The organism is Novosphingobium sp. 18050 (assembly GCF_902706195.1).
Classification (GTDB): Bacteria; Pseudomonadota; Alphaproteobacteria; order Sphingomonadales; family Sphingomonadaceae; genus Novosphingobium.
Genome location: NZ_CACSJO010000005.1, coordinates 80753 through 105010 on the forward strand (window position 1 = coordinate 80753; position 24258 = coordinate 105010).

The following is a 24258-nucleotide window of genomic DNA, read 5'->3' on the forward strand; positions in this document are numbered from 1 at the left end:
CGTGTCCGCGCCGCTCACAGACCGCTGATGCTGAGCCGGTCGAAGCATGCTGGCGCAAACGCCCGACTTTCGACTAGAGAGAACGGGCATTTCTCCCTCAACCAAGGCCCGTCCCTGCCCATGCGTCTTATTGCCAAGTTCATCATCTGGTTCGTGGCGATCAGCGTGGGACTGGTGGTGCTCTACCGCTTCGTGCCCCCGCCGGTGACAGTGACGATGCTGGTCGACGGCAACGGCATCACCAAGGACTGGGAGCCGCTCAGCAATATCGACCGCAACATGGTCGCCGGGGTGATCGCCGCCGAGGACGGAAAGTTCTGCACTCACAATGGCTTCGACACCGACGCTATCGAAAAGGCGATGGAGCGCAACGCCAAGGGCGGCCGCCTGCGCGGCGGCTCCACGATCAGCCAGCAGACTGCCAAGAACGTGTTCCTCTGGCAGGGCGAAGGCTGGACCCGCTACGCCCGCAAGGGGCTGGAGGTCTGGTTCACTTTCCTGATCGAGAACCTGTGGGACAAGCGCCGGATCATGGAAGTCTACCTCAACGTCGCCGAGACGGGCATCGGCACTTACGGCGTCGAAGCCGGGGCACAGCGCTACTGGAGCAAGTCGGCCTCTAACCTCTCCACGGCCGAAGCGGGCCGCATGGCCGCAGCCCTGCCCAGCCCCAAGACGCGCAGTGTCACCAACCCCGCCGGCTTCACCCGCCGCTACGGCAACACGATCGCCGGACGCATCGGCATGGTGAAGCGCGACGGCTACGACGCCTGCGTCTACGAATAAACGCACCCGCAAGGCATGCGAACCGCCCGCAGGCGAATGCGGGCTGATTCCGGGAAAACGCGGACCCGAAACAAAATCCGATCAGCGCCGGAAACACTCCTCCTCAAAACACGGGTAGGAGCCTGCATGCACGTCGCGAACGCTTAAATAGCGGCGAGCGCGGGCCGGATCAGCCTTATTTAAACGATCCATGGCTTCGCCTGCCACTGCGGAAACGCCTACGGGCCCAGGCGGAGGGAACGCAAAGGGCACTGTCACCCGTTCCGCCCCGCGCAAACGAAAAGGGGAGGAACCTCGCGGCTCCTCCCCTTCCCTGTTTTCGTCAATCGATCGAAGCGATCAGAAGCCGAAGCTGACCGAACCGATGAACGTGCGCGGGGTGCCGATGAAGGCATTCGGCACGTTGGTCTGCGAGGTGCCTGCACCGTCGAAGCCACCGACATAGAGCTTGTCGAAGACGTTGACGACGTTGAGCTGCAGGAAGGTCCGGTCGCCCAGACCCAGGAAGTCGAGCTTCACCTTCGCGTCGAGGTCGACGAGGGTGTAGGCCGGGGTCTTCTTGGCATAGACCTGCGTGTTAGCGATCACGATCGCCAGGTTCTGGTCGTTCACGTAGCGCGGACCGGTACGCTTCACCTGCACACCCAGTTCCACCGGACCGATGTTGCCGCTGGCGCGGCCACCGATGGTGTAAACCGGTGCGCCCGCTTCACGCTTGCCCTTGGTGGCGGCGTAGATCGGATCGCCTGCAGCGTTAACGCCGGTCTCGACATCTTCCTTGATCTTCGACTTCAGGTACGAACCGAAAAGGTAAACGCTGAACTCGGGGATCGGGCGAACGGCAAAGCTGCCGTCGATGCCGTACTTGTCGACGCGACCGAGGTTACGGTAGATCGTGACGTCAAGGTCACGGTCATATGCCGAAGCCAGACGGTTGTCGTAGCGGGTGTACCAACCGGTCAGCGACGCCTGGATGATGCCCGAGGTATAACGGACGCCAAGGTCGAAGTTGTTGGTGGTTTCCGGGGTCGGATTTGCCGCATCCTGGTCACGCGAGTACCAGAATGCCTGGTACAGGTTGTCGGTGCCGGGGACCTGCAGGCCCTTCGAGTAGTTGAAGAACACGCTGGCGTTGTCGGTCGCGTCGAACACCACACCGGCAGTCGGCAGAACCTTGTTGTAGTTAAGGACGCGGTTCTGCGGGGCCTTATAGTTCGGGTTTGCCGTAGCATACGTGGCCTGATCCGCTGCGTTCGTGGTGAAGCAGTCGACGAAGCCCGATGCGCTGGTGGTAAGGCAGTTGTTGGTCAGGTTGCGCTTGAAGAATGGCGCGCGGACGCCAAGGTTCAGGTGCAAGCTGTCGTTCATGAAGTCGCCGGTGTATTCACCCGAAACCTGATGCAGGATCGCGTAGGACAGACGATCACGCTTCTGGAGGATGTTGCCATCCGCGTCGGTCAGCTTCGCATCGGAGAACACGTCGCCGCCGAAGCCGTTGGACTTGAGCAGGCTCAATTCGCCGGTCTGACGGTGACGACCGCGATCGTACGAATAGGCTACGCGGATGCGGTTATCGTCGTTGATGTCGTAACGCAACGAAGCGATGACACCGATGCGCCAGGTCTCGGTGTTGCTCGGCGCCAGGATACGCACCTGGTCGCGCGTGTCGCCGTCACCGTTGAGGTCGACGCCGTTGAAGTACGGCGAACCGCCGATGTAACCCGAAATCGGCGTGGTAATCGCGCTGCGCGTTGCATTGGCGGTCTGTGTGAAGCCACCTTCACGAGCGACAACGGTGCCGCCGCCGTTGGCCTTGGTGTACTGCAGGCTCGGATCGACGTTCAGCGTCAGCTTGTCGGTCAGCGTGAAGCGCGAATTGATGCGAAGGTTACCGGTGTTCGACGGGTTGAAGCGGTAATCGTAAAGCGAGCCGCAGCTGCTGGCCGCATCCGCAACGCCCGTGACGCCTGCCGGAACCTGACAATCGGCGATCTCGTAGAAGCGCTCCTTCTTCGTCAGCGGGAAGCGGTTGGTAGCCGAATCCGGGCCGACGGTGCGGGTCGGGTCGAGACGCAGCGGGGTCGAACCGAAGAAGTTGTTGCGGTTGCGGTTCCAGTGGCCCGCGACCGAGATGAAGTCGCCGTTATCGCCCAGCGGCTGGTAAATCTTGGCGTTGAACTGCGTCTTGTCGATCTTGCCGATACCGCCGTAGACGGTGTCGTTGGTCGCCTTCGAAGCCGAGAAGAACGCCTTGGTGCCGCTGGAGTTCAGGACGCCGGTGTCGATCTCGCCGAACATACGGAAGAAGTTGAAGTCGCCGGCCGAGCTCAGGAAACGCACGCCGAAATCATCGTGCGGATTGCGGGTACGGATGTTGACGGTCGAGCCCGAAGCAGCAGCGGTCGGCGAGTCGACGTCGGTGGTGCCGAGGTTGACGTTGACCTGCTCGATGATTTCCGGGTCAATTTGCTGGTTCGAATAGAGCGAATAACCGCCCGTGTCGTTCAGCGGAATACCGTCAACGGTCTGCGAGATGCGCGAATCGTCGAAGCCGCGGATGGTCAGCGTACCGCCTGCCGAACCGAAAGCGTCGTTGTTCTGGAAGCTGACGCCCGGCATCAGGTTGATGGTGTCGTTGATCGTCTGGCCGGGAACCTGAGCGGAGATGATCTCCTGAGTCAGGACCTGCTTGGCCTTCGAAGTGTTGGGAACCTGCACGCCGGCAACGCCGCGCTGGACCTGGCCGGTGACGACGATCGTGCTTTCTTCGAAGTCGACCGCACCGGTCGACTGGGCGAAGGCGGGAAGCGCTGCCGCTGCGGCGCCCAGCGCCAGCGTGCTGGTCGCGATCTTGAGAAGAGTGTGGGATTTCATTTTATGCCCCTGAGCTTGTCAGACTGAAGTGGTCACAATGTGCGACGAACTGCTTGCGCCGCATGATTGCTGCGGCTGCTAAGAGCAGCGAGATATGACAACTTTCTGACATTTGGGAATCATTTGACTACAGCGACGCGAAATTTTGTGACACTATGGTCACATTTGCAATATTTTGTGATTTATTTCCATATATTACAGCATGTTGCGCTTTACGCCGCATAGCGCCCGGTGGCATAAATGTCACGTCGATCAGAAACCGATTGCTGCACCTGCGGCACGCAATCACAAGAGAAAATCAATCACTTCGCCAGCGCAGTGCGATGCGGCGTGTGATGTTACGTCATAGCTTGATGCCCGCAGGCAACACGTGCCAATCCCCTTCCATGGGCGCTGGACATCATCACGGACATTCGCACGGGCACAACCATACGCATGGCCATGGCCACTCCCACGGCCACGCGCACCATGCCCCGCCTGCAACGGGCAGCGTCGGCAAGGCTTTCGCCGTCGCCGTTTCGCTCAATCTCGTGTTCGTCGTGGCGGAGATCGCCGCAGGGCTGCTCAGCGGCTCGATGGCGCTGCTGGCGGACGCCGGGCATAATTTGTCGGACGTGCTTTCGCTGATGCTGGCCTGGGGCGCCAGCGTGCTGGCGGCGCGCCCACCCTCCGAGCGTTTTACTTATGGACTGAAAAGTTCGTCAATCCTCGCGGCCATTGCCAATGCAGCCCTGCTGTGGGTGGCTATCGGCGCAATCCTGGTCGAGACGATCCGCCGCATGGCCGATCCCGAGCCGGTCGCGGGCACGATGATGATGATCGTTGCCGGGTTAGGTATCGCGGTCAACGCGCTCTCCGCGCTGCTGTTCGCCAAGGGCGCTAAGTCGGACCTGAACCTGCGCGCCGCTTTCGTCCATCTTATGGCCGACGCGCTGGTTTCGGTGGGCGTGGTGATCGCAGGCATCGTCATCGCTACCACCGGATGGGCGCTGGTCGATCCGATCGCCTCGCTGGTGATTACCGCCGTGATCGGCTGGTCGAGCTGGGGCCTGCTGCGCGATTCGCTCCACATGGGCATGCTGGGGGTGCCGGAAGGTATCGACGGGCCCAAGGTCCGCGCCTTCCTGGAAAGTCAGCCGGGCGTCACTCGCGTGCACGACCTTCACATCTGGCCGATGAGCACCACCGAAACCGCGCTCACTGCGCACCTGCTGATGCCGGGAGGCCAGCCGGGCGACGCGTTCCTGTGTGCGCTGGCCGACGGCCTTGCCCACGAATTCGGCATCGGTCACCCCACGATCCAGATTGAAACGGACGCCGCGAGCCCTTGTGCGCTGGAAAGCGAAGCGGTGGTCTAGGTTCGATAGCGAGCCGCCACACCCGCGCCCTCACCCTAGCGCGGATGACGAGCGGCCAGCGCGATTCCGGCCAGGTTCTGCTCGCGCTTGATCCAACGGACCCGCCCCGGCGGGGCGTTACCGGCGAGGGCAAGGAAAGTAGCGGCATGGCCCGGCGCCGCCCGGCCGCTCCGCAGGACCGCATCCGCCTCGTCGATGATCTGGCGCGCATCGCCGATCAATTCGACATCGGCAAGGCCGGCCGACTTTGTCAGTTCCAGCGCGCAGATCAGGGCCAGCCACTCCGCGTCGGCGTTGTTGCCCTGCCCCAGGTCGTCGAAAAGATGCACCGCGCCGCGCATAACGACGGCCACTTCGATCCGTCCGGGGTTGGGCCGGCAGCCGCCGTCGAAGAATACTTTCAGCCTGCGCCGCATGATCGTCGTTTCCGTCCGCTTCCCAACGAAAAGGCCGCCCACCTTGCGGAGGGCGGCCCTTCAATTTGCCGTGCCGAAGCGTGCCGCCCTCAGGCGACTTCTTCCGCTCCGCTGCCCTTAGGCAGCTTCCTCGGCCTTGTCGCCCTTGAGGACGCGGACAGGTTCCTTGCGGCCCTCCACAACGTCCTTGTCGACCACGACTTCGGCGATATCACGCTCAGTCGGCAGGTCGAACATCGTGTCGAGCAGCAGCCCTTCCACGATCGAGCGAAGCCCACGTGCGCCAGTCTTGCGCTCGATCGCCTTCTTGGCGATCGCTTCGAGCGCGTCTTCGGTGAACGTGAGTTCCACGTCCTCCAGCTCGAACAGGCGAGCGTACTGCTTGATCAGCGCGTTCTTGGGCTCCTTCAGGATCTTGACCAGCGCCTCGATGTCGAGGTCATTCAAGGTCGCGATCACCGGCAGACGACCGACGAACTCGGGGATCAGGCCAAACTTCAGCAGATCCTCAGGCTCGGCCTTCTGGAGCAGTTCACCCACGCGGCGCTTGTCCGGGTCGGCGACATGCGCGCCAAAACCGATCGAACGCTTCTGCAGGCGGTCGGCGATGATCTTGTCGAGACCGGCGAAAGCACCGCCGCAGATGAACAGGATGTTGGTCGTGTCCACCTGCAGGAATTCCTGCTGCGGGTGCTTACGACCGCCCTGCGGCGGAACCGAAGCCGTGGTGCCTTCCATCAGCTTGAGCAGCGCCTGCTGCACGCCTTCGCCCGACACGTCGCGCGTGATCGACGGGTTTTCGGCCTTGCGGCTGATCTTGTCGATCTCGTCGATGTAGACGATGCCCTGCTGCGCCTTCTCGACATTGTAGTCGGACGACTGGAGCAGCTTGAGGATGATGTTCTCCACATCCTCGCCCACGTAACCGGCTTCGGTCAGCGTGGTGGCATCGGCCATGGTGAAGGGCACGTCGAACGTCTTGGCCAGCGTCTGCGCAAGCAGCGTCTTGCCCGAACCGGTCGGACCGACGAGCAGGATGTTCGACTTCGAAAGCTCGACGTCGCCCTGCTTGCCGCTGTGCTTGAGGCGCTTGTAGTGGTTGTGGACAGCCACCGACAGGACCCGCTTGGCGCGTTCCTGACCGATCACGTAGTCGTTCAGCGTCTCGCAGATTTCGCGGGGAGAGACGACTTCGCCGTCCTTGCGTCCCGCGATCCCGGCCTTCGTTTCTTCGCGAATGATGTCGTTGCAAAGCTCGACGCATTCGTCGCAGATGAAGACCGTAGGGCCCGCGATCAGCTTGCGCACTTCGTGCTGCGACTTACCGCAGAAGCTGCAGTAGAGGGTGCTTTTCGCGTCAGATCCGCTCAATTTCGTCATTTTCCGTCTTTAGCCTCCAATCGAGGCGACTCGTCCACTCTACCCCGTGGGGGACCGGTTTTGCAATCCTAGTGCCAATTCCTTGCCATAGACTGAAAAACACGGTCCCATTTCAGGGCATCAGGCCATCCGTTCAGGCAGCGGGCTTGTCACCTTCCGGGCGGGTCTCGAAAACCTTGTCAACGAGGCCGAAGGCCAGCGCTTCATCGGCTTCGAGGAACGTGTCGCGGTCCATCGCCTTCTCGATTTCGTCGAGGGTCTTGCCCGTGTACTTCACGTAGAGATCGTTCAGGCGGCGGCGCATCCGCAGGATTTCGCGTGCCTGGATCTCGATGTCGCTGGCCATGCCCTGCGCACCGCCCGAGGGCTGATGCACCATGATGCGGGCATTGGGCAGCGCGATGCGCATGCCGGGTTCGCCGGCGGCGAGCAGGAAGCTGCCCATCGAGGCAGCCTGGCCGATGCACACGGTCGAGACGCGCGGCTTGATGTACTGCATGGTGTCGTGGATCGCCATGCCGGCAGTCACCACGCCGCCCGGCGAGTTGATGTACATCGAAATATCCTTCGAGGGATTTTCCGATTCGAGGAACAGCAGCTGCGCAACGATCAGCGAGGCCATATGGTCTTCGACCTGGCCGGTGATGAACACGATGCGCTCGCGCAGGAGGCGCGAATAGATGTCGAAGGAGCGTTCGCCGCGGCTGGTCTGCTCGACGACCATCGGCACGAGCGCACCGGTCACGGGATCGGTGTGGAACTTTCCTTGGGCGCCCGAAGCGCCAAACAGGTCGAGCATGGGAGTCCTCATTTGGGTTGGACCGCCTATGTCGCGTGGCCGGGCCAGACATTCAAGGGGATTAACCGATCAATCGGCACCGCGCTTGGGACAACTCTGTTGGAAGGGGCTGCACGGGCACGCATATTCGCCTTCGCATCCCGTGCCGGAAGGCAGGTTCTCCCTTATGGGCCGATCCGCATCATCGTCCTCGCCCAACCTAGCCTAGCCGGGCTGCCGCTGGCTTTGGGCGGCGGGGCGGTGCCCACCGGCTCGCCCGGGCGTCAATCGGTATGGAAACCAACGAGCCCGTCACCTCGCCCTCCTCGCCGATCGATCTCGTTATCGGCGATCACTGCCTGGACCTCGGCGCGGGCAGCGAGAGTGTGCGCAGCGCCGTCCTCACCAACCCCGGCCCGCATCTCTGGTGGAAACAGGCGGCCCCGGTACGTTCGCCGTCAAGCCCGCGGGCGACGCCTGGGGACAAGCATTCCCGTGCTCGCCCGGTATCGGACGTAATCCTCGCCGAACACGCCGATCAGGTCGCGCTCCTCGAAACGAATCGCAACGATCATGAAGACGGAGAGCGCGGCGGCCAGCAGCAGGTGCCCCGCAGTCATCAGCGGCGTCGCCCAGAAAGCGAGGAAGAAACCGGAATAAAGCGGGTGCCGTACCAGCCGGTAGAAGAATGGCTGGCGAAGGACCGCCGGTGCGGCCATTTTCCCGCGCAAGTTGTTCCAGACCTGCGTGAGGCCGAACAATTCGAAGTGGCTGATAAGAAACGTACTTAACAGCACGATCAGCCAGCCGGCGGCGAATAGCGCCCACAGCAGCCCTGCCCCCAGCGGAGTGCCGACCGACCAGACCACGGCGGGGATCGGCCGCCAGAACACCATCAGGACGATCAGGGCGGCGCTGGCGGCAAACACATAGAAGCTGCGCTCGATCGGCTGCGGCATGATTCGTGTCCACGCCGCCTTGAAGCCCGGCCGGGCCATTACGCTGTGCTGCACCGCGAACAGGAGAATGAGGGCAAGGTCGATCACCGCAGCCACACCGGCAGCAGTGGCAGGGCCGCCTGCGTCGACAGTACGCGGCAAAACCGGCAGTCCGGCAACGAATGCAATCAACCCAAGGAACGTCGCAAAGAATACCGCGTAGGAAATTCCGCCGAACAGAAGAAAGATAATGCGCATCCCGGCCCCCCAAGATTGCTTTCTTTAGCGATAATAACACAGAGATAATTCATTGTCAGTTTCCCCGAAAATACCCGGTACTTTGACGCAAACTTCCTGATAAGATTGACATGGCACGCAATGGTAAGCGGCCGGCGCCATGTCCGCAAAGGACCGACTCGCCGGGCCCGAACGAAAACGGCCCGGCGCATTGCTGCACCGGGCCGTTTTTCGAAACGGTCGAACCGTAAGGAGGATCAGTCCTCCTTGTCGGCAGCCGCCTTCTTCTTGGCGGGAGCCTTCTTGGCGGGCTTGGCTTCTTCAGCCTCGTCCTCGGCTGCGTCGTCGGCCTTCTTGGCAGCGGCCTTCTTCGCAGGAGCCTTCTTCGGCTTTTCCTCGGCATCCGCTTCGGCTGCAGGAGCCTCGTCGGCGGCGTCGTCGGCCTTCTTGGCGGCCTTCTTCGCCGGAGCCTTCTTGGCGGGCTTCTTGCTGGCCGCAGGCGTCTCGCCGTCGGTGTCAGCTTCGATTGCGGCCTGCAGTTCCTCGCGGGTCACTTCGCGCTCGGTGACGTCAGCCTTCTCGATGAGGAAGTCGACGACCTTGTCCTCATAAAGAGGCGCGCGCAGCTGGGCTGCCATCATCGGGTCCTGCTGGACGTATTCGAAGAAACGCTGGCGATCTTCCGGACGATACTGCTGGGCAGCCTGGCCGACCAGCATCTGCATTTCCTGCTGGGTCACTTCGACGCCGTTGGCCTGGCCGATTTCCGACAGGAGCAGGCCCAGACGCACGCGGCGCTCGGCGATCTTGCGGTAGTCGTCCTTTTCGGCTTCGATCTCTTCCAGGGCAGCGGCGGGGTCTTCCTCGCTCTGCGCTTCCTGGATGAGCTGCTGCCAGATCTGCGAGAATTCGGCTTCCACCATCGTCGGCGGCACGTCGAAGTCATGGCCAGCAGCAAGCTGGTCGAGCAGCGAACGCTTCATGGCGGTGCGGGTCAGGCCGGCGGTTTCCTGCTCCAGCTGGCCGCGCAGCAGGCCGGTGAGCTGCTCGAGGCTTTCCAGGCCCAGTTCCTTGGCGAAGTCGTCGTCGATCTTCGATTCGGTGGGCGCCTTGATCTCGTGAGCGAGGATGTCGAAAGTGACTTCCTTGCCGGCGAGGTTCTCGGCCGGGTAGTCCTCAGGGAAGGTCACGGTGATGACGCGGTCGTCGCCGGCCTTCATGCCGACCAGCTGCTCCTCGAAACCGGGGATCAGGCGGCCCGAACCGATCACGATCGGCTGCTTCTCGGCCTTGCCGCCGTCGAACTCGACGCCGTCCTGCTTGCCGGTGAAGTCGCAGATGACCTGGTCGCCGTCAGCGGCCTCGCCGTCCTTGGTGTCGAAACGCTGCTGCTGCGAAGCGATACGCTCCACAGCTTCGGTCACGGCGTCATCAGCGACGGGAACGGTCAGCTTGTCGAGCTTGAGACCGTCGAGCGACGGAGCCGCGATCACGGGCAGGATTTCGAGGCTGACGGTCAGCTCGGCGTCCTTGCCTTCTTCGTAGCCGTCGGTCAGCTGGACGTCGGGGTTCATCGCCGGACGCAGCGCGTTGTCAGCAACCAGCTTGTCCATGGCTTCACGAATCGAGGTGTTCAGCGCTTCCTGGTGGATCGCCGGCCCGTGCAGCTTCTTGACGAGGTTCACGGGAACCTTGCCAGCGCGGAAGCCGGGCATCTTCACCTGCGGTGCAATCTTCTTGACCTCACCCTCGATCTTCGCGGTGATGGCCGAGGCGGGGATGGTGACCGTGTAGGCGCGCTTCAGGCCTTCGTTGGTCGTTTCGACGATCTGCATTTCGATGCCTTCCTGTGCAATCCAAAAGGCCTTTCGGCCTGTATTACCTGGCTCCCGCCCACACAGGTGACGGATTGGTGCGGGCGAAGGGACTCGAACCCCCACATCTTTCGATACTGGTACCTAAAACCAGCGCGTCTACCAATTCCGCCACGCCCGCATGAGAGAAGCCGAAAACTCAAGGGACGGGCCCTTATAGGCACGCGCGATAAAGGGCAAGACCGCTGATTCGCATGGGGTTGCGCAGCGTGACGGGCATGCCCACTTCGAGGGGGGAGACGGGGCAAGTTTCAGGAGTGAAAACGACCATGGCCACCCAGCCGGCAGACAATCCGGGCGACACGCCCGCAGAGTTCCCCACCCCCGCCGATCCAGGCGCTCCGGGCACTCCCGACGAAAGCCCTTCGCCGGGCCCGGACTACGATCAGCCGAGCGAAGCGCCGGTGGAACTGCCGCCACCGGATTGAGCGCAAACGAGGCGGGACGGAACAGCTCCATCCCGCCTCTCACTTGTTGAAACCGGCGCATTCCGCCAACTTTCGTCCACTCTGAGCGTAGCGAAGGGGCAGGCGCCGCGTGCCTACTTCCACCCCGCCAGCCGCGCCAACAGCGCAAGCGTCGAACTCTCGCCCGGTGCCTTCGCAGCCTTGCGATAATCCGGCGCCATCGCGCATTCGAGGCACATCGCCTGCACGCCCTGCGTCGCCAGCAGCGCGTCGAGCCGGTTTACCGCCTGGCCCATCTCCAGCCGCTGGCGCGTCGCCACCATGCCCGCGAAATCGTAGGCCGCCGCCTTCTCCTGCGAGCCCGAGGTCAGCCCGTCCAGCAGCGCGCTGAACGAATCCGGCGTATCCTCGATATAGTCGGCATGCCACTTGCCGTTGCCCACGCCGCCCAGCTTGGCGGCATAGGCCAGCGCATCCTGCAATGTGCCCATCTGGTCCACCAGACCGATGCGCTGCGCTTCATTGCCCGGCCAGACACGGCCCTGCGCGATCTGATCGACCTGCTGCGGCGTCTTGCCGCGCGCCTTGCCGACCACGCCGAGGAACTTACCGTAGATACTCTCGACCGAGCTTTGCAGCAGGCCGTCGACTTCGGGGGTAAGCCCGCCCAGCAGGTCGGGTTGGCCCGAAAGCCCGGTGGTGCGCACGCCGTCGCTGGTCACTCCGTAGTCGGCCAGCGTCTTTTCGAAACTGGCGATGACTGCGAAGACGCCGATCGAGCCGGTGATCGTCGCCGGCTCGGCAAAGACCCGCTGGCCCGGCGTCGAAACCCAGTAGCCGCCGCTCGCCGCCATGGTGCCCATCGAGACGACGACCGGAATCTTCGCATCGCGCCAGCGCATAATCGCGCGGCGAATACGTTCCGACGCCATGACAGATCCACCGGGCGAATCGATGCGCACGACCAGCGCCTTGTACTTCTGCTCGATATTGTCATCGAGCAGCGCGGCAATGCGGTCGCCGCCTGCCGTGCCCGGCCCTGCATCCCCGTCGACGATCTCCCCGGCGATGGTGATGACGCCGATCTTCGCGCCCTCGGCCTTCTCGGGGTTGGCGGCGAGCCAGGTGGCGAGGCCGGTGTGGGCGTAATCCGGCGCATCGGTCTTGCCGGGACGCGCGATGCTGGTTTCGCCGGCGATCTCGGTGACGCGCTTCTCGAACTCGGTCTTGTCGCCGATGCGGTCGACGAGGCCGGCCTTCTTCGCCGACTCCGCCATATCGCCGCCCGATGCCTTGATCCATGCCACTGGATCGGCGGTCATGCGGTCAAGCTGCGCCTTGGGCCGGGCCTTGGCGATTTCGCTCCGGTAGGCGGCCCACTGCGCGTTCAGCACGCCCGCAAAGTCCTCACGCGCCTCGGGCGAGAGGTCGGAGCGCAGGTAGGGCTCGACCGCGCTCTTGTAAGTGCCGACGCGGTAGACGTGGGCGCTCACCTTGAACTTGTCGAAAAGGCCCTTGTAGAACTGCATGTTGCCGCCCGGCCCGGCCACGAAAGCGCCGCCCATGGGATCGACCCAGGCCTCGCTGGCGTGGGCCGCAAGCTGGGCGCCGTCGTCGGCATAGACATTGGCGAACGTCAGCACCGGCTTGCCGGCGCCTCGCACGGCGTCGATGGCCGCGCCAATATCGCGCAGGTGCACATAGCGGCCGCCAAGGAAGCGCGACAGATCGAGGACGACGACCTTGATCCGCTTGTCGGTGGCGGCAAGGCGCAGGGCCCGCTCCACGTCGCGGGCCTGGAACTCATGGGACGAGGCACCGCCTGCCATCAGCAGTGCGACGGGATCCGCCTGGCTCTTTTCCTCGACGATCGAGCCGTCGAGCGCGAGCAGCAGCGCGCCGTCCTCGACCCGGCCCGGCGCCGGACGCGCGGCGAGCGCGGCGTAGACGATGCCGAAGAACATCAGCAGGAACAGGAGCGCCATGACGTCCTTCACCGCGACGAGCAGCTTCCAGACCTTGCTTGCGAATCTCATGAACTGACCTGCCTTTCGAAAGCAGCCTTACCTGCTGCAGCGCGGTGTAGGAAAGGGGCGGATCGCGATGGGGTTCCAGCCGCGTATGTGGTCCCCATCCTTCGACAGGCTCAGGATGAGCGGAGTGGATGGTTCGGATGATCCGAGAGAACCTCTCGGGGTTTAGCGTAGCACCACCCTCAACCCCGCTCAGGCTGAGCTTGTCGAAGCCCACGCAGACCCGACACGACGAAGGCCGTGCACATCCCGCCCATACCCCCTTGAGCCTGCCGCCCCCCACGCCTAAGGCATGGTCTTTAATGACACCCCCAGAATATACATATCCGGACGGCGCCCTCGCCTTCCCGCATCGCGGCCTCGTAGGCATCGCGGGCCTTGCCCCGCACGAGATCTGGTTCCTCCTCGACGAGGCGGAACAGTGGGTCGAGATGAACCGGGGGGCGCAGAAGCGGCGCGAGCTGCTTTCCGGCCTTACCATCATCAACGCCTTCTTCGAAAACTCGACGCGCACGCTGTTGAGCTTCGAGATCGCCGGCAAGCGCCTCGGCGCCGATGTGGTCAACATGGCGGTCGCCAATTCCAGCGTGAAGAAGGGCGAGACCCTGATCGACACGGCGATGACGCTCAACGCCATGCGCGCCGATGCCATCGTGATCCGCCATGCCTCCTCAGGCGCGGTGGCGCTGATCGCCGGCAAGGTGGACTGCCCGGTTCTGAACGCCGGTGACGGCCAGCACGAACATCCCACCCAGGCCCTGCTGGATGCTCTGACGATCCGCCAGGCCAAGCGCGCCTTCAACGGCCTACGGGTGACGATCTGCGGCGATATCCTGCACAGCCGCGTCGCCCGCTCGAACATCCTGTGCCTGGCCTCGCTGGGCGCAGAAGTGCGCGTCTGCGCGCCGCCCGCGCTGATGCCAGCCGATATCGAGCAGATGGGCGTGAAGGTCTTCCACGATTTCGACGCGGCGCTGAAGGGCGCCGACGTGGTGATGATGCTGCGCCTCCAGCTGGAGCGCATGGAAGGCCAGTTCATCCCCTCCCCACGCGAATATCGCCACCTTTACGGGCTGACGCTGGAACGGCTGGAAAAGGCCGAATCCAACGCGCTGGTCATGCACCCCGGCCCGATGAACCGCGGCATCGAGATCGACAGCAACGTCGCCGATCTGGTGGAACGCTCGATGATAACCACGCAGGTCGAAATGGGGGTCGCCATCCGCATGGCGTGCCTCGACGTGCTGACCCGCAAGGGCCGCAAACAGGAAGGCTGGGCATGAGCCTTCACGCACCGCTCACCATCACCAATGGCCGCCTGCTGCTGGCGGACGGCCGCATCGAAACCGGCTCGATCCGCTGCGAGGCCGGATTCATCACCGCCCTAGGCCCGGATGTGAAGCCGCAGGAAGGCGACACCGTCCACGACGCGCGGCGCAGCCTGATCGCGCCGGGCCTTGTCGACATCGGCGTCTTCGCGATCGACAAACCGGCCTTCCACTTCGGCGGCGTTACCCGCGCCGCGCTGATGCCCGACCAGAACCCGCCGCTCGACGTGCCGGCACGGGTGCGTTTCGCCGCGCAATCGGGCAAGCCGGACTTCTGGGTCCACCCGCTCGCCGCCGCGACGCAGGGGCTTGGCGGCACCGCGCTGGCCGAGATCGCGATGATGCGCGATGCGGGCGCCCGTGCGGTCTGCACCGGACGGCGCTGGGTCGGCGATTCGGGCACGATGCTGCGCCTGCTCCAGTACACCGGGATGCTGGGCATGACGGTCATCACCCATGCCGAGGACGCCGGGATCGTCGGCAGCGCCGTTGCCACCGCCGGCGAGATGGCGACGCGCCTCGGCCTCCCCAGCGCGCCCGCGCAGGCAGAGCCCCTCGCCATCGCCCGCGACATCGCGCTGGCCGAGATGGCAAATGCCAGCATCCACTTCCGCAACGTCACCACCGCTGCCGGGCTGGACCTGGTGCGCGGCGCGAAGGCGCGCGGGCTGAAGGTTACCGCGGGTGTCAGCCCGGCCTACTTCATGCTCTCGAACCTTGCGATCGGGGCGTTCCGCACCTTCACCCACCTTTCGCCGGCCCTGCGCTGCGAGGAGGACCGGCAGGCGGTGATCGCCGCCGTGGCGGACGGCACGATCGACATCGTCGCCTCCGGCCACGATCCGCGCGGGCCTGAGGACAAGCGCCTGCCCTTCGCCGATTCGGCGCCGGGCATGTCGGGCGCGGAGACGCTGCTGCCGCTAACGCTCAGCCTCGTTCGCGACGGCGTGATCGACATGGCCCGCGCCTTCGACCTGCTCGCCGCCAACCCCGCGCGCCTGCTGGGCGTGAATGCCGGACGGCTGGAAGTGGGCGCCGAAGCGGACATCGCCGTGGTGGACACAGAGCGTCCCTGGATCGTCAATTCAGACAAGATGGCCGCCAGTGCCGGCAACACTCCCTTCGACCGCCAGCCGGTGCAGGGCCGCGTCCTTGCGCTGTTCAAGGGCGGCGTGGTGGTGCGCACCAAAAGGACGGCGGGATAACGCGAAAGCCCTTCGGCAGGGTCACGGTGAGCGGGGTTGGGCAGCAAACCGCCTCCCGTTCATGCCGAGCTTGCCAAAGCACCCCTCGCACACGAAAAAACGGCCCTCCGTCCCGAGGGACGAAAGGCCGCGTAAGGTTCACATGGAAATGTTGAACTGATTCAGCGGCGTGCTTTTAGCGGGCCGCTGCCGCCGCCGGCCACTACACCCGGAAGCTGACGCCCCTCGGCATAGGCAAGGCACGCGCCGCCGCGCTGCTTCACGGTCGAGCACAAGGTCTGCGCCGAGCCCCGGTCGAAGCCCACGGCGGCGACGCGGAAGTAGCGCTGGCCCTGCACTTCGGCCTCTGTAATGCGCATGGTATGATCACGCAGGCCCGGATCGCGGCGTTGGTAGATGCCCCAGGCGCGCTTGGCTCCCTCCATCGTGCGGAACGAACCCAGCTGCACCACATGACCGGCGCCGCGCGGCTGCTCGGCCCGAGCGACGGGCTGGAAAGCACGTTCGATGCTGGTCCGGGCAGGCTTGGGAACCGAAACCTTTACAGGCCCGGCAGGCGCCGGAGCGGCGGCCAGCATGGGCATTTGCGCAGCAGGCTCCGCCTGACTGGCGCCCCAGAAACTCTCGCCCGTCGCCACTGCCGGAAGCTCGGTAGCGGGGACGGGAGCAACAGACGCCTCTGCCATCGCCATGAGCGGGGCATGGCCACCGCCGTTCAGCGCCAGCGCGGCGGGCTGGCCAGCGTCTGCAGGCATCGGCGTGCCCAGCAGCCCGGCAACGCGGGCGCGGGACTGGTCGGGGCGGCCATGGCTCGCCCATTCGCCGAGGCGGGCATCGAGCTGGTCGGCCGGAACATCCTGCGAAGCGATGATGCGTGCCTCGCCCCAGCGCCCGTCGAGCGCATAGGCATAGGCCAGGTTCTGGCGCACCTTGGGGTTGTTCTCGCCCCCGCGCAGCGCGTCGGAAAGGATCGCCACGCCCTGCGCCGGCTGCCCGGCCAGAGCCACGGCGAGGCCAAAATCGCCCGCCGGGATCTGGTCACGCCAGCGCGAAAGAACGCCGAGCGCCTCTTCACTACGACCCGAACCGATATAGGCAAGGGCCAGGCTCAGCCCCGTGCGCGGGTTGTTGTCGCCAAGTGAGACGGCATCCTCGAACGTCGTGGTCGCCGACGTGAAACGACCAGCGGCAAGGTAGAGCTGCGCCAGATCGGCGCGTGCCGAGGCGTTGTCAGGCGACTTGGCAACACGCGCCTCGGCCCGGGCGATCGCCCGCTCGACCACGCCTTCGCCCTGCCCCGCAGCGGATGCCTGCGCGAGCGGCGCGGCACCTGTGCTGGCAAGCGAGGGCTGGCCCGAACAGCCCGCCAGAAGCGCGGCGACCATCGCCGAGCAGAGAGTGAAGCCCGCATTCCTGGCAGTAGTGCTGGAGCGTTCCATCTTGGTATTCCTCAAATCAGGACACGGTTACGCGGCGGCCGAAGCCGCCAACGGGGCGCAAGGCGCCATGAATCAAAGGCTGCCCGGGTGCGGGAGCCGCAAAAACGGTACGTCGGAAGTTCTTCTCAAGCCGGTCGGCGATGTAGTTCCACAAGGCCGCGACTTCAGCGGCAGAGCGCCCCTTCGGATCGACTTCCATCACCGTGCGCCCGTCGATCATCGAAGCGGCGAAATCGGTCCGCTGATGCAGCGTGACCGGCGCAACCGTGCCGTGCTGCGACAGCGCAACGGCGGCTTCGGCAGTGATTCGCGCCTTAGGCGTGGCGGCATTGACGACGAACAGCAGCGGCTTTCCCGAACGCTCGCACAAGTCGACCGTGGCGCCCACGGCACGCAGGTCATGGGGGCTGGGGCGGGTCGGTATGACAATCAGCTCGGCCTGCTGGATAACGGTCTGGATCGCCAGCGTGATCGCCGGCGGCGTGTCTATCACCGCCAGACGGAAGCCCTGCTGGCGCAGAATCTGGAGATCGCCGGCCAGCCGCGCCACGGTCGTCTGCGCGAAAGCGGGCATTTCCGCCTCGCGCTCGTTCCACCAGTCGGCCAGCGAGCCTTGCGGATCGATGTCGATGAGAACCACAGGCCCGGCACCCACGCGCTGCGCCTGCACGGCGAGATGGCCGGACAGGGTCGTCTTCCCCGAACCGCCTTTCTGCGATGCCAAAGCCAGTACGCGCAAAACCGATACCCCCGGAAACCATGCGATGGGCAAAGCCTGCCCAGGCCCGTAAACTTGGCAGATCGTTCCTAATTTACGGTTAATCGCGTAGATGTGGCGAGGCGCCGTCCAACGCCTCTGCCCGTACCGCATTTTCCGGTAAAGTCGGGGCCGCGGCGACTACCATCCGCGCCGGAGCTGGTGCGGCACCGCGCAGCTCCTCATCCACGGCCCGTTAACTCTTCTCGGTTAGGCCGTTTTCCGGTTCAAAATGGGACCTTGGCGCGCTTCACGCTGGCGCGCTTGGCTCCATTGCGGTTACCATAGGACTTAAACGGGCTGGACCGGGCGACATCGACTTGAGCAAGAATCTATCTCTCCTGCGTTCGGGTATCCTCGCGCTCACCGCTGCGGCTCTGGTTGCGCCTGCCGCCCATGCCGACGTGAAGGGCGGCGTCGATGCCTGGTCGGCGGGCGACTACGATGCCGCTATCCGCCAGTGGCAGCCCCTTGCCGCCGGCGGCGATCCCGATGCCGAATTCAACCTCGCGCAGGCCTACAAGTTGGGCCGCGGCGTGCCGATGGACCTCGGCAAGGCCGAAGACCTCTATGGCAAGGCTGCCGCCAAGGGCCATACCCAGGCGGCCGACAGCTACGGCCTCCTGCTGTTCCAGCGCGGCGAGCGTACCCGCGCCCTGCCCTATATCGAGGCCTCCGCCGCACGCGGCGATGCACGGGCGCAGTACATCCTGGGCATCGCGCATTTCAACGGCGATATGGTCAAGAAGGACTGGGTACGCGCCTACGCCCTCGTCAGCCTTGCCCAGCAGGAGGGTTTGTCGCAGGCCACCAATGCGCTGGCCCAGATGGACCAGCACATCCCGCTCACCGACCGGCAGAAAAGCGTGAGCCTGGGCGCCGAGATCGCCGCGCAGGCGAAAGCCAACCGCCTGCGCCTCAACACTTCCGCCGAACTGGGAACCCAGCTGGCCAGCGCCCCTCCCGGACACACGCCCGCCCCTGAAATCGTCGAGCCACAGAGCGCGGTGACACAGGCTACCCGCGTCGCCGGAACCACACCTCCCTCGGCCGCCGGAGCGGACTATGTCCGCGCAGCCGCCACGCCCACCCAGTCAAGACCGATGGTGACCACCAAGGCGGAAGCGCCGAAACCCGCGCCTGCGCGCACGGCTGCGCCTGCCTCCCCCGTCGCTGCCAAACCGCCCGCAGCCATGCCCAAGCCCAAGCCCGTTCCTGCGGCCAACGGACCATGGCGCGTGCAGCTCGGCGCTTTTGGCGTCGCAAGCAATGCCGAGGCGCTCTGGGCAAAAGTAAAAGGCCGGCCCGAAATGGCAGGCCACGCCAAAGCGCTGACGCCGGCCGGCAAGCTGCTCAAACTCCAGGCCACCGGCTTCGCCTCCAAGACCGATGCCGATGCCGCCTGCTCCCGCCTGTCCGCCAGTGGCTTCATGTGCCTGCCGGTCAGGGACTGACCCCCCACGACATTCCGGTGCCGGACGCGGACGAGACGCTTCCGGCCCCCCTGCCGCGTCTTGTGACGCTCGACCTGATTCGCGGCGTCGCGGTGCTGGGTATCCTGACGATCAACATCGCCGGGTTTGCCGGGCCGACGATCGCCTCGACTACGCCTAACCTGCCCCATGCCGTGGGCCCGCTTGACGAAGCCGCCTTCGCCTTCAACTTCCTGTTCTTCGAAGGCAAGATGCGGGCGCTGTTCTCGCTGCTGTTCGGCGCGGGACTGGTGCTGTTCTGGGAACGCACCGAAGCGGCCGGGGGCGACGGTGACATCCTGCAACTGCGGCGGCTCGGCTGGCTGCTGCTGCTGGGAATGCTCCACTACCTGCTGCTTTGGTGGGGCGATATCCTGTTCGTCTATGCTGCCTGCGGAATCGCCGCCCTGCTGCTTAGACCCCTGCGAAACGGTACGCTGCTCGCGTTGGCGCTGCTGCTTTATTACGGCTGGCACGTGTGGGGGATGCTCGATTCGGCGGCGGCTATCACTGCCGAAAGCGCCCTGCGCACCCATTCCGCCAGCGCCGCCCAGCTCAGCCTGTTGGCAGAACGGCTCGACCCCATCCAAGCCTGGGCCGCACAGGAACTACGCGAAAGCCGACTGGGCTGGCTCGAACTTTTGCGCATCAAGCTGGTTGAGCGTCCGTTCTGGCAGATCCAGATGGTGTCCGGCGTCTTTTCCGAAACGCTGCCGCTGATGTTGATCGGCATGGTCATGTATCGCCGGGGCTTCTTCGACGGCGGAATGCCCCGCCGGCAACTGGCCGAAGTCTCAATCGTCTGCACGCTCGCCGGTCTCGCGCTGACCGCGATGTTCCTGGACTGGGCATGGCCGCGCCATTTCCCGCCCGTCGCGATGAACGCCGCACTGGTCTGGGGCCTTGCCATGCCGCACCTCATGGGCGGATGCGGCTATGCCGGGCTGCTCGTACTTGCCGCCCCGCGCCTGGCCCGAACCCGAATCGGACGCCGCCTCGTTTCTGCCGGACGCATGGCCTTCACCAACTACGTACTCACCAGCCTGATGATGACTTTTGCCTTCTATGGCTGGGGCCTGGGCCTCTACGCCAAGGTTGGGCCTCTGGCGCAGTGGCTTTTCGTAGTGGGCGGATGGGCCCTCATGCTGATCTGGAGTCCCCTGTGGCTGCGCCGTTTCAGGCGGGGACCGCTGGAGTGGCTGTGGCGCTCGCTGGTCGAGCACAGGGCCCTGCCCAACCGCCTCTGAGGGTCCGGCTCCGGCACAGCCTGCCCGGAGTGTCCCGAAAATATGCTATTGCGATCTATTCGCACTCGCATATATTGGGGGGCATAGAGAGGATTCGCTCATGTACGTGTGCATCTGCAATGCCATCCGGGAAACCGAGCTTCGCTGCGCCGCAAGGCGCTACCGTGGCAGTGCCGAATCCATTTACGGCGCGCTGGGCCGGACCCCTCAATGCCGCCAATGCCTCGACGAGGCGGATGACATCATCGCCGACGAACACTCGTCGGCCGGAATGGGAATCGCTGCAGCCGCTTGACATGACCTGACCTGACTTGCCCTGACCCGACTGTTTCGCTTATATGCCGCGGCTCACATAGAGGAGTTTCCGCGCGATGAATGGCGACCAGAAGGTCATCGAGTTTCTCAACAAGGCCCTGTTCAACGAACTGACCGCGATCAACCAGTACTGGCTGCACTACCGCATGCTGGACAACTGGGGCATCAAGAAACTCGCCGAGTACGAACGTCACGAATCGATCGACGAAATGAAGCACGCCGACGTGCTCGCCGATCGCATCCTGTTCCTTGGCGGCCTCCCCAACTTCCAGTCGCTCGGCAAGCTGCGCGTTGGCGAAACGGTCGAGGAAATCCTCAAGGCCGACCTCGCGCTCGAGCATGACGCCCTGCCGATGCTGCAGGACGCCATTGCCCACGCCGAATCGGTGCGCGATTTCGTCAGCCGCGAAATCTTCGCCCGTATCCTCGAGAGCGAGGAAGAGCATGTCGATTTCCTCGAAAAGCAGTTCGACATGATCGAGCGCATGGGTATTCAGAACTACTGCCAGCTGCAGAGCAAGCCCGCGGAAAGCTGATCCCAGGCCCTCTGCGCCACTGAGCGCGGGAACCGCCGCTCCTCTCAGGCCTTGTGCGTGGGAGGAGCGGCCGGCTGCCGCACCCAAGACGTCCAGGGGGAAAGAATGAGTTCACCGCGCCCGCAATCACAGGGCCTGCAAATCGAGGATATTGGCTTCGCCGTCCTCGTCGTAATCATCTCCCTCGCTGCCGCATACCTTCTTGCTCCCTATTTCGGGGCCGTATTGTGGGGGGTTGTCGCGGCAATCATGTTCCAGCCCCTTACGGCCAAGCTCACCCAGCGGCTGAACGGGCGCAAGAATTTGGCGACCTCGATCGTCCTGTTCGGACTGATCGCGCTCTTCGTGGTTCCCACGATCCTGCTCGGCATTAACATCGCCAACGAGGCGACCGCCATCTACGGCAAGGTCAGCAGCGGCCAGATCGATATCAGCGGCATCTTCCAGCAGGTCCTGAATGCCCTGCCCGAACGCATCCGCGGCATGATCGACGAATACGGCCTGACCGATTTCGAAAACATCCGCCGCCAGTTCGGCTCCAGCATCACCAGCGGCCTGCAGACCGTGGCCGGCCGCGCGCTGACCGTGGGCCAGGGCGCGCTCAGCTTCGTCGCCGCGCTCGGCGTCATGCTCTACCTTAGCTACTTCCTGCTGCGCGACGGCGAGCGCTACGGCGACATGGTCCGCACCAGCCTGCCGCTCCACGCAGAAACGCGCGATGCGCTGATCGACAACTTCCTGCTGGTGGTGCGCGCAACGATGCGGGGCACCGTTGTGGTCGCCGTGGTGCAGGGCGCGCTGGGCGGGCTGCTGTTCTCCGTCTTGGGGATCGAGGGCGCGCTGATCTGGGGCGTGCTGATGGGCTTCTTCTCGCTGCTGCCCGCCGTGGGCACCGCGATTATCTGGGTGCCCGCCGCCATCTACCTCTTCGCCACCGGCGACACCGTTAAGGCCTCGATCGTGGTGTTCTGCGGCGTGTTCATAATCGGCATGGTCGATAACGTGCTGCGCCCGATCCTCGTCGGCCGAGATACGCGCCTGCCGGACTTCGTGGTGCTGATCGCGACGCTTTCGGGGCTGGAACTGTTCGGCCTCAACGGCTTCATCATTGGCCCGGTGATCGCCGCGCTGTTCATCTCCGTATGGAACCAGCACCGCGACCGCCGTCAGGCCAAGGCGCGCGTGGCTGGATCACCGATCCCGCCGCAGACGCAGGTAAATGCCGAGCGAGCTGCTGAGGAAGCGGTAGCGCATCCATCCTAAAGCAGGGTGAGCGGGGCCGGGTGACGTCCCTCCCGCCCTGATGGTGCCTCAAGATCAGCGGGGGTAGGTCAAAGCCTACTCCCGCCATAATCGTTTAAATCACCATCCGCTCAAGCTGAGCTTGTCGAAGCATCAAGCCCCGACTCCCCCCGCATCAGTCCTTCGCGAACGGATTCTTCGCACTGCGCAGGTTCATGCGGATCGGCACCGATTCGAAGCCGAGGTTCTTGCGCATCCCGTTGATGAGATAGCGCTTGTAGCTTTCCGGGAGCAGGTCGAGGCGCGTGCCGAACACAACGAAGCCCGGCGGGCGGGTCTTGGCCTGGGTGATGTAGCGCAACTTGATGCGCTTGCCGCCCGGTGCCGGCGGAGGGTTGGCTGAAAGCGCATCGTCGAACCAGCGGTTGAGCGCGGCGGTGGGCACGCGCTTGCTCCAGGCTTCGCGAATGGCGAAGCCGGCGGCCACCAGTTCGTCGAGGCCCTTGCCGGTCCGCGCCGAGACCGCCAGCAGCGGCACGCCGCGAACCTGCGCCAGACCTTCGTCGAGCGCCGCGCGAATGCCGTTGAACAGGCCGGAAGCGCCTTCGGCCACGTCCCACTTGTTGATCGCGATGATCAGCGCACGGCCCTCTTCGAGCACCTTGGAGGCAATCGTCAGATCCTGATGCTCAAGCCCGCGCGTCGCATCGAGCAACAGCACGACGACTTCGGCGAAGTCGATCGCCAGACGCGCATCGGCCACGGCCATGCGCTCCAGTTTCTCGGTAACGTTAGCGCGCTTGCGCATGCCTGCGGTGTCGATCAGGCGAACTTCGCGCACGTTGCCGGTGCTGGGGTCGGTCCATTCCCAGTCGACCGTGATCGAATCGCGGGTAATCCCCGCTTCCGGGCCGGTCAGCAGGCGGTCTTCGCCCAGAATGCGGTTGATGAGCGTCGACTTGCCCGCGTTCGGACGCCCGACGATGGCGAGCTTGAGCGGCTGGAGCAGACGCGATTCGTCGTCCATTTCCTCCTCGAACTCCGGCTCTTCGGGCTGGAGAGGATCGAGATGGGGCAGCAGCGATTCGAACAGGTCGGACATGCCGATGCCGTGTTCGGCGGAAAACGGAATGGGATCACCCAGGCCCAGCGAGTAGGCTTCCAGCACACCGCCCTCGCCTGCACGGCCTTCGGCCTTGTTGACCAGCAGGATCACCGGCACCGGCGATGCGCGCAGCCACTGGCCGATTTCCTCGTCGAGCGGAGTAAGGCCCGCGCGCGCATCGACCACGAACAGGGCAACGTCGGCGCTTTCCAGCGAGGCTTCGGTCTGCTTGCGCATCCGGCCCGGCAAAGTTTCGGCCTCCTCGTCCTCCCAACCGGCAGTGTCGACGATCTGGAATTTCAGGCCGAGGAGTTCGGCGTCGCCGAAGCGACGGTCACGCGTGACCCCGGGCTGATCGTCGACAAGCGCGAGCTTTTTGCCGATCAGGCGGTTGAACAGCGTGGACTTGCCGACGTTGGGTCGGCCAATGATGATGACTTGGGGAAGCATGATTCCCAGCGCATGGGGATTTCCTGCGGTTTTGGCAAGCTTTGCGCGATTCGGGAAGTCTTACCGTCATCTCAGGCCGGT

General features: G+C 64.4%; 20 protein-coding genes and 1 tRNA gene. 10 read left to right on the forward strand and 11 right to left on the reverse strand.

Going from position 1 to position 24258, the window contains the following annotated elements:
- Positions 1–120 precede the first annotated feature (120 nt).
- Positions 121–786 (forward strand): monofunctional biosynthetic peptidoglycan transglycosylase, encoded by a 666-nt coding sequence (gene mtgA, locus GVL61_RS07490; RefSeq protein WP_159978579.1) that lies wholly within the window; start codon positions 121–123, stop codon positions 784–786.
- Positions 787–1125: 339 nt separating this feature from the next.
- Here the strand turns inward: mtgA and GVL61_RS07495 are convergent, their stop codons facing one another.
- On the reverse strand, positions 1126–3660 hold the full coding sequence (locus tag GVL61_RS07495) for a TonB-dependent receptor (protein ID WP_159978581.1): 2535 nt from the start codon (positions 3658–3660) through the stop codon (positions 1126–1128).
- A gap of 386 nt (positions 3661–4046) precedes the next feature.
- On the opposite strand from GVL61_RS07495, the gene GVL61_RS07500 reads away from it, so the two are divergent.
- Positions 4047–5018, forward strand: coding sequence for a cation diffusion facilitator family transporter (locus GVL61_RS07500; protein ID WP_159978583.1), 972 nt, complete (start codon positions 4047–4049; stop codon positions 5016–5018).
- Positions 5019–5053: 35 nt separating this feature from the next.
- Here GVL61_RS07500 and GVL61_RS07505 read toward each other — a convergent pair whose 3' ends face one another.
- The 6 genes from GVL61_RS07505 to GVL61_RS07530 form a co-directional block, all read right to left on the reverse strand.
- The gene (locus tag GVL61_RS07505; protein WP_159978585.1) at positions 5054–5434 is read right to left on the reverse strand and encodes a ribonuclease HI; all 381 of its coding nucleotides are present in this window, start codon (positions 5432–5434) and stop codon (positions 5054–5056) included.
- A 117-nt stretch (positions 5435–5551) separates the two neighbouring features.
- The gene (gene clpX / locus GVL61_RS07510; RefSeq protein ID WP_159978587.1) at positions 5552–6814 is read right to left on the reverse strand and encodes an ATP-dependent Clp protease ATP-binding subunit ClpX; all 1263 of its coding nucleotides are present in this window, start codon (positions 6812–6814) and stop codon (positions 5552–5554) included.
- Positions 6815–6947: 133 nt separating this feature from the next.
- The gene (clpP, locus tag GVL61_RS07515) at positions 6948–7613 is read right to left on the reverse strand and encodes an ATP-dependent Clp endopeptidase proteolytic subunit ClpP (protein WP_159978589.1); all 666 of its coding nucleotides are present in this window, start codon (positions 7611–7613) and stop codon (positions 6948–6950) included.
- A 437-nt stretch (positions 7614–8050) separates the two neighbouring features.
- Positions 8051–8788: a methanethiol S-methyltransferase gene (gene mddA, locus GVL61_RS07520; protein WP_159978591.1), complete on the reverse strand. Its 738-nt coding sequence runs from the start codon at positions 8786–8788 to the stop codon at positions 8051–8053.
- Between the two features lie 236 nt (positions 8789–9024).
- Entirely contained in the window at positions 9025–10602 is a 1578-nt protein-coding gene (gene tig / locus GVL61_RS07525; protein WP_159978593.1) for a trigger factor, read from the reverse strand.
- Positions 10603–10677: 75 nt separating this feature from the next.
- Positions 10678–10762: transfer RNA gene (locus GVL61_RS07530), tRNA-Leu, on the reverse strand.
- Positions 10763–10910: 148 nt separating this feature from the next.
- On the opposite strand from GVL61_RS07530, the gene GVL61_RS24745 reads away from it, so the two are divergent.
- The gene (locus tag GVL61_RS24745; RefSeq protein WP_200844819.1) at positions 10911–11069 is read left to right on the forward strand and encodes a hypothetical protein; all 159 of its coding nucleotides are present in this window, start codon (positions 10911–10913) and stop codon (positions 11067–11069) included.
- Positions 11070–11182: 113 nt separating this feature from the next.
- Here GVL61_RS24745 and sppA read toward each other — a convergent pair whose 3' ends face one another.
- Positions 11183–13084 (reverse strand): signal peptide peptidase SppA, encoded by a 1902-nt coding sequence (gene sppA, locus GVL61_RS07535; protein WP_159978595.1) that lies wholly within the window; start codon positions 13082–13084, stop codon positions 11183–11185.
- Positions 13085–13383: 299 nt separating this feature from the next.
- Here sppA and GVL61_RS07540 point away from each other — a divergent pair, with 299 nt between their 5' ends.
- Both GVL61_RS07540 and GVL61_RS07545 read left to right on the forward strand, forming a co-directional pair.
- Positions 13384–14364 carry an aspartate carbamoyltransferase catalytic subunit gene (locus tag GVL61_RS07540; protein ID WP_043976331.1) on the forward strand — a complete coding sequence of 327 codons (981 nt, stop codon included), beginning with the start codon at positions 13384–13386 and terminating at the stop codon, positions 14362–14364.
- The gene (locus tag GVL61_RS07545) at positions 14361–15614 is read left to right on the forward strand and encodes a dihydroorotase family protein (protein ID WP_159978597.1); all 1254 of its coding nucleotides are present in this window, start codon (positions 14361–14363) and stop codon (positions 15612–15614) included. The genes GVL61_RS07540 and GVL61_RS07545 overlap by 4 nt, the downstream gene beginning before the upstream one ends.
- A gap of 161 nt (positions 15615–15775) precedes the next feature.
- On the opposite strand, the gene GVL61_RS07550 is transcribed toward GVL61_RS07545, so the two are convergent.
- Both GVL61_RS07550 and GVL61_RS07555 read right to left on the reverse strand, forming a co-directional pair.
- A complete protein-coding gene (locus GVL61_RS07550) occupies positions 15776–17053 on the reverse strand; it encodes a tetratricopeptide repeat protein (RefSeq protein WP_159978599.1) in 1278 nt (425 codons plus the stop codon).
- A gap of 16 nt (positions 17054–17069) precedes the next feature.
- Positions 17070–17792 (reverse strand): ParA family protein, encoded by a 723-nt coding sequence (locus GVL61_RS07555; protein WP_159978601.1) that lies wholly within the window; start codon positions 17790–17792, stop codon positions 17070–17072.
- Between the two features lie 338 nt (positions 17793–18130).
- Here GVL61_RS07555 and GVL61_RS07560 point away from each other — a divergent pair, with 338 nt between their 5' ends.
- The 5 genes from GVL61_RS07560 (at position 18131) to GVL61_RS07580 (ending at position 22643) form a co-directional block, all read left to right on the forward strand.
- Positions 18131–19264: an SPOR domain-containing protein gene (locus tag GVL61_RS07560; protein WP_159978603.1), complete on the forward strand. Its 1134-nt coding sequence runs from the start codon at positions 18131–18133 to the stop codon at positions 19262–19264.
- A complete protein-coding gene (locus tag GVL61_RS07565; protein WP_159978605.1) occupies positions 19243–20529 on the forward strand; it encodes a DUF418 domain-containing protein in 1287 nt (428 codons plus the stop codon). The genes GVL61_RS07560 and GVL61_RS07565 overlap by 22 nt, the downstream gene beginning before the upstream one ends.
- 100 nt (positions 20530–20629) lie before the next feature.
- Positions 20630–20824, forward strand: a complete 195-nt coding sequence (locus tag GVL61_RS07570) for a bacterioferritin-associated ferredoxin (RefSeq protein ID WP_159978607.1) — start codon at positions 20630–20632, stop codon at positions 20822–20824.
- Positions 20825–20900: 76 nt separating this feature from the next.
- A complete protein-coding gene (gene bfr, locus GVL61_RS07575; RefSeq protein ID WP_159978609.1) occupies positions 20901–21380 on the forward strand; it encodes a bacterioferritin in 480 nt (159 codons plus the stop codon).
- Between the two features lie 105 nt (positions 21381–21485).
- The gene (locus GVL61_RS07580; protein WP_159978611.1) at positions 21486–22643 is read left to right on the forward strand and encodes an AI-2E family transporter; all 1158 of its coding nucleotides are present in this window, start codon (positions 21486–21488) and stop codon (positions 22641–22643) included.
- 154 nt (positions 22644–22797) lie between these two features.
- Here the strand turns inward: GVL61_RS07580 and der are convergent, their stop codons facing one another.
- Positions 22798–24177: a ribosome biogenesis GTPase Der gene (gene der, locus GVL61_RS07585; protein WP_159978613.1), complete on the reverse strand. Its 1380-nt coding sequence runs from the start codon at positions 24175–24177 to the stop codon at positions 22798–22800.
- Positions 24178–24258: the final 81 nt, after the last annotated feature.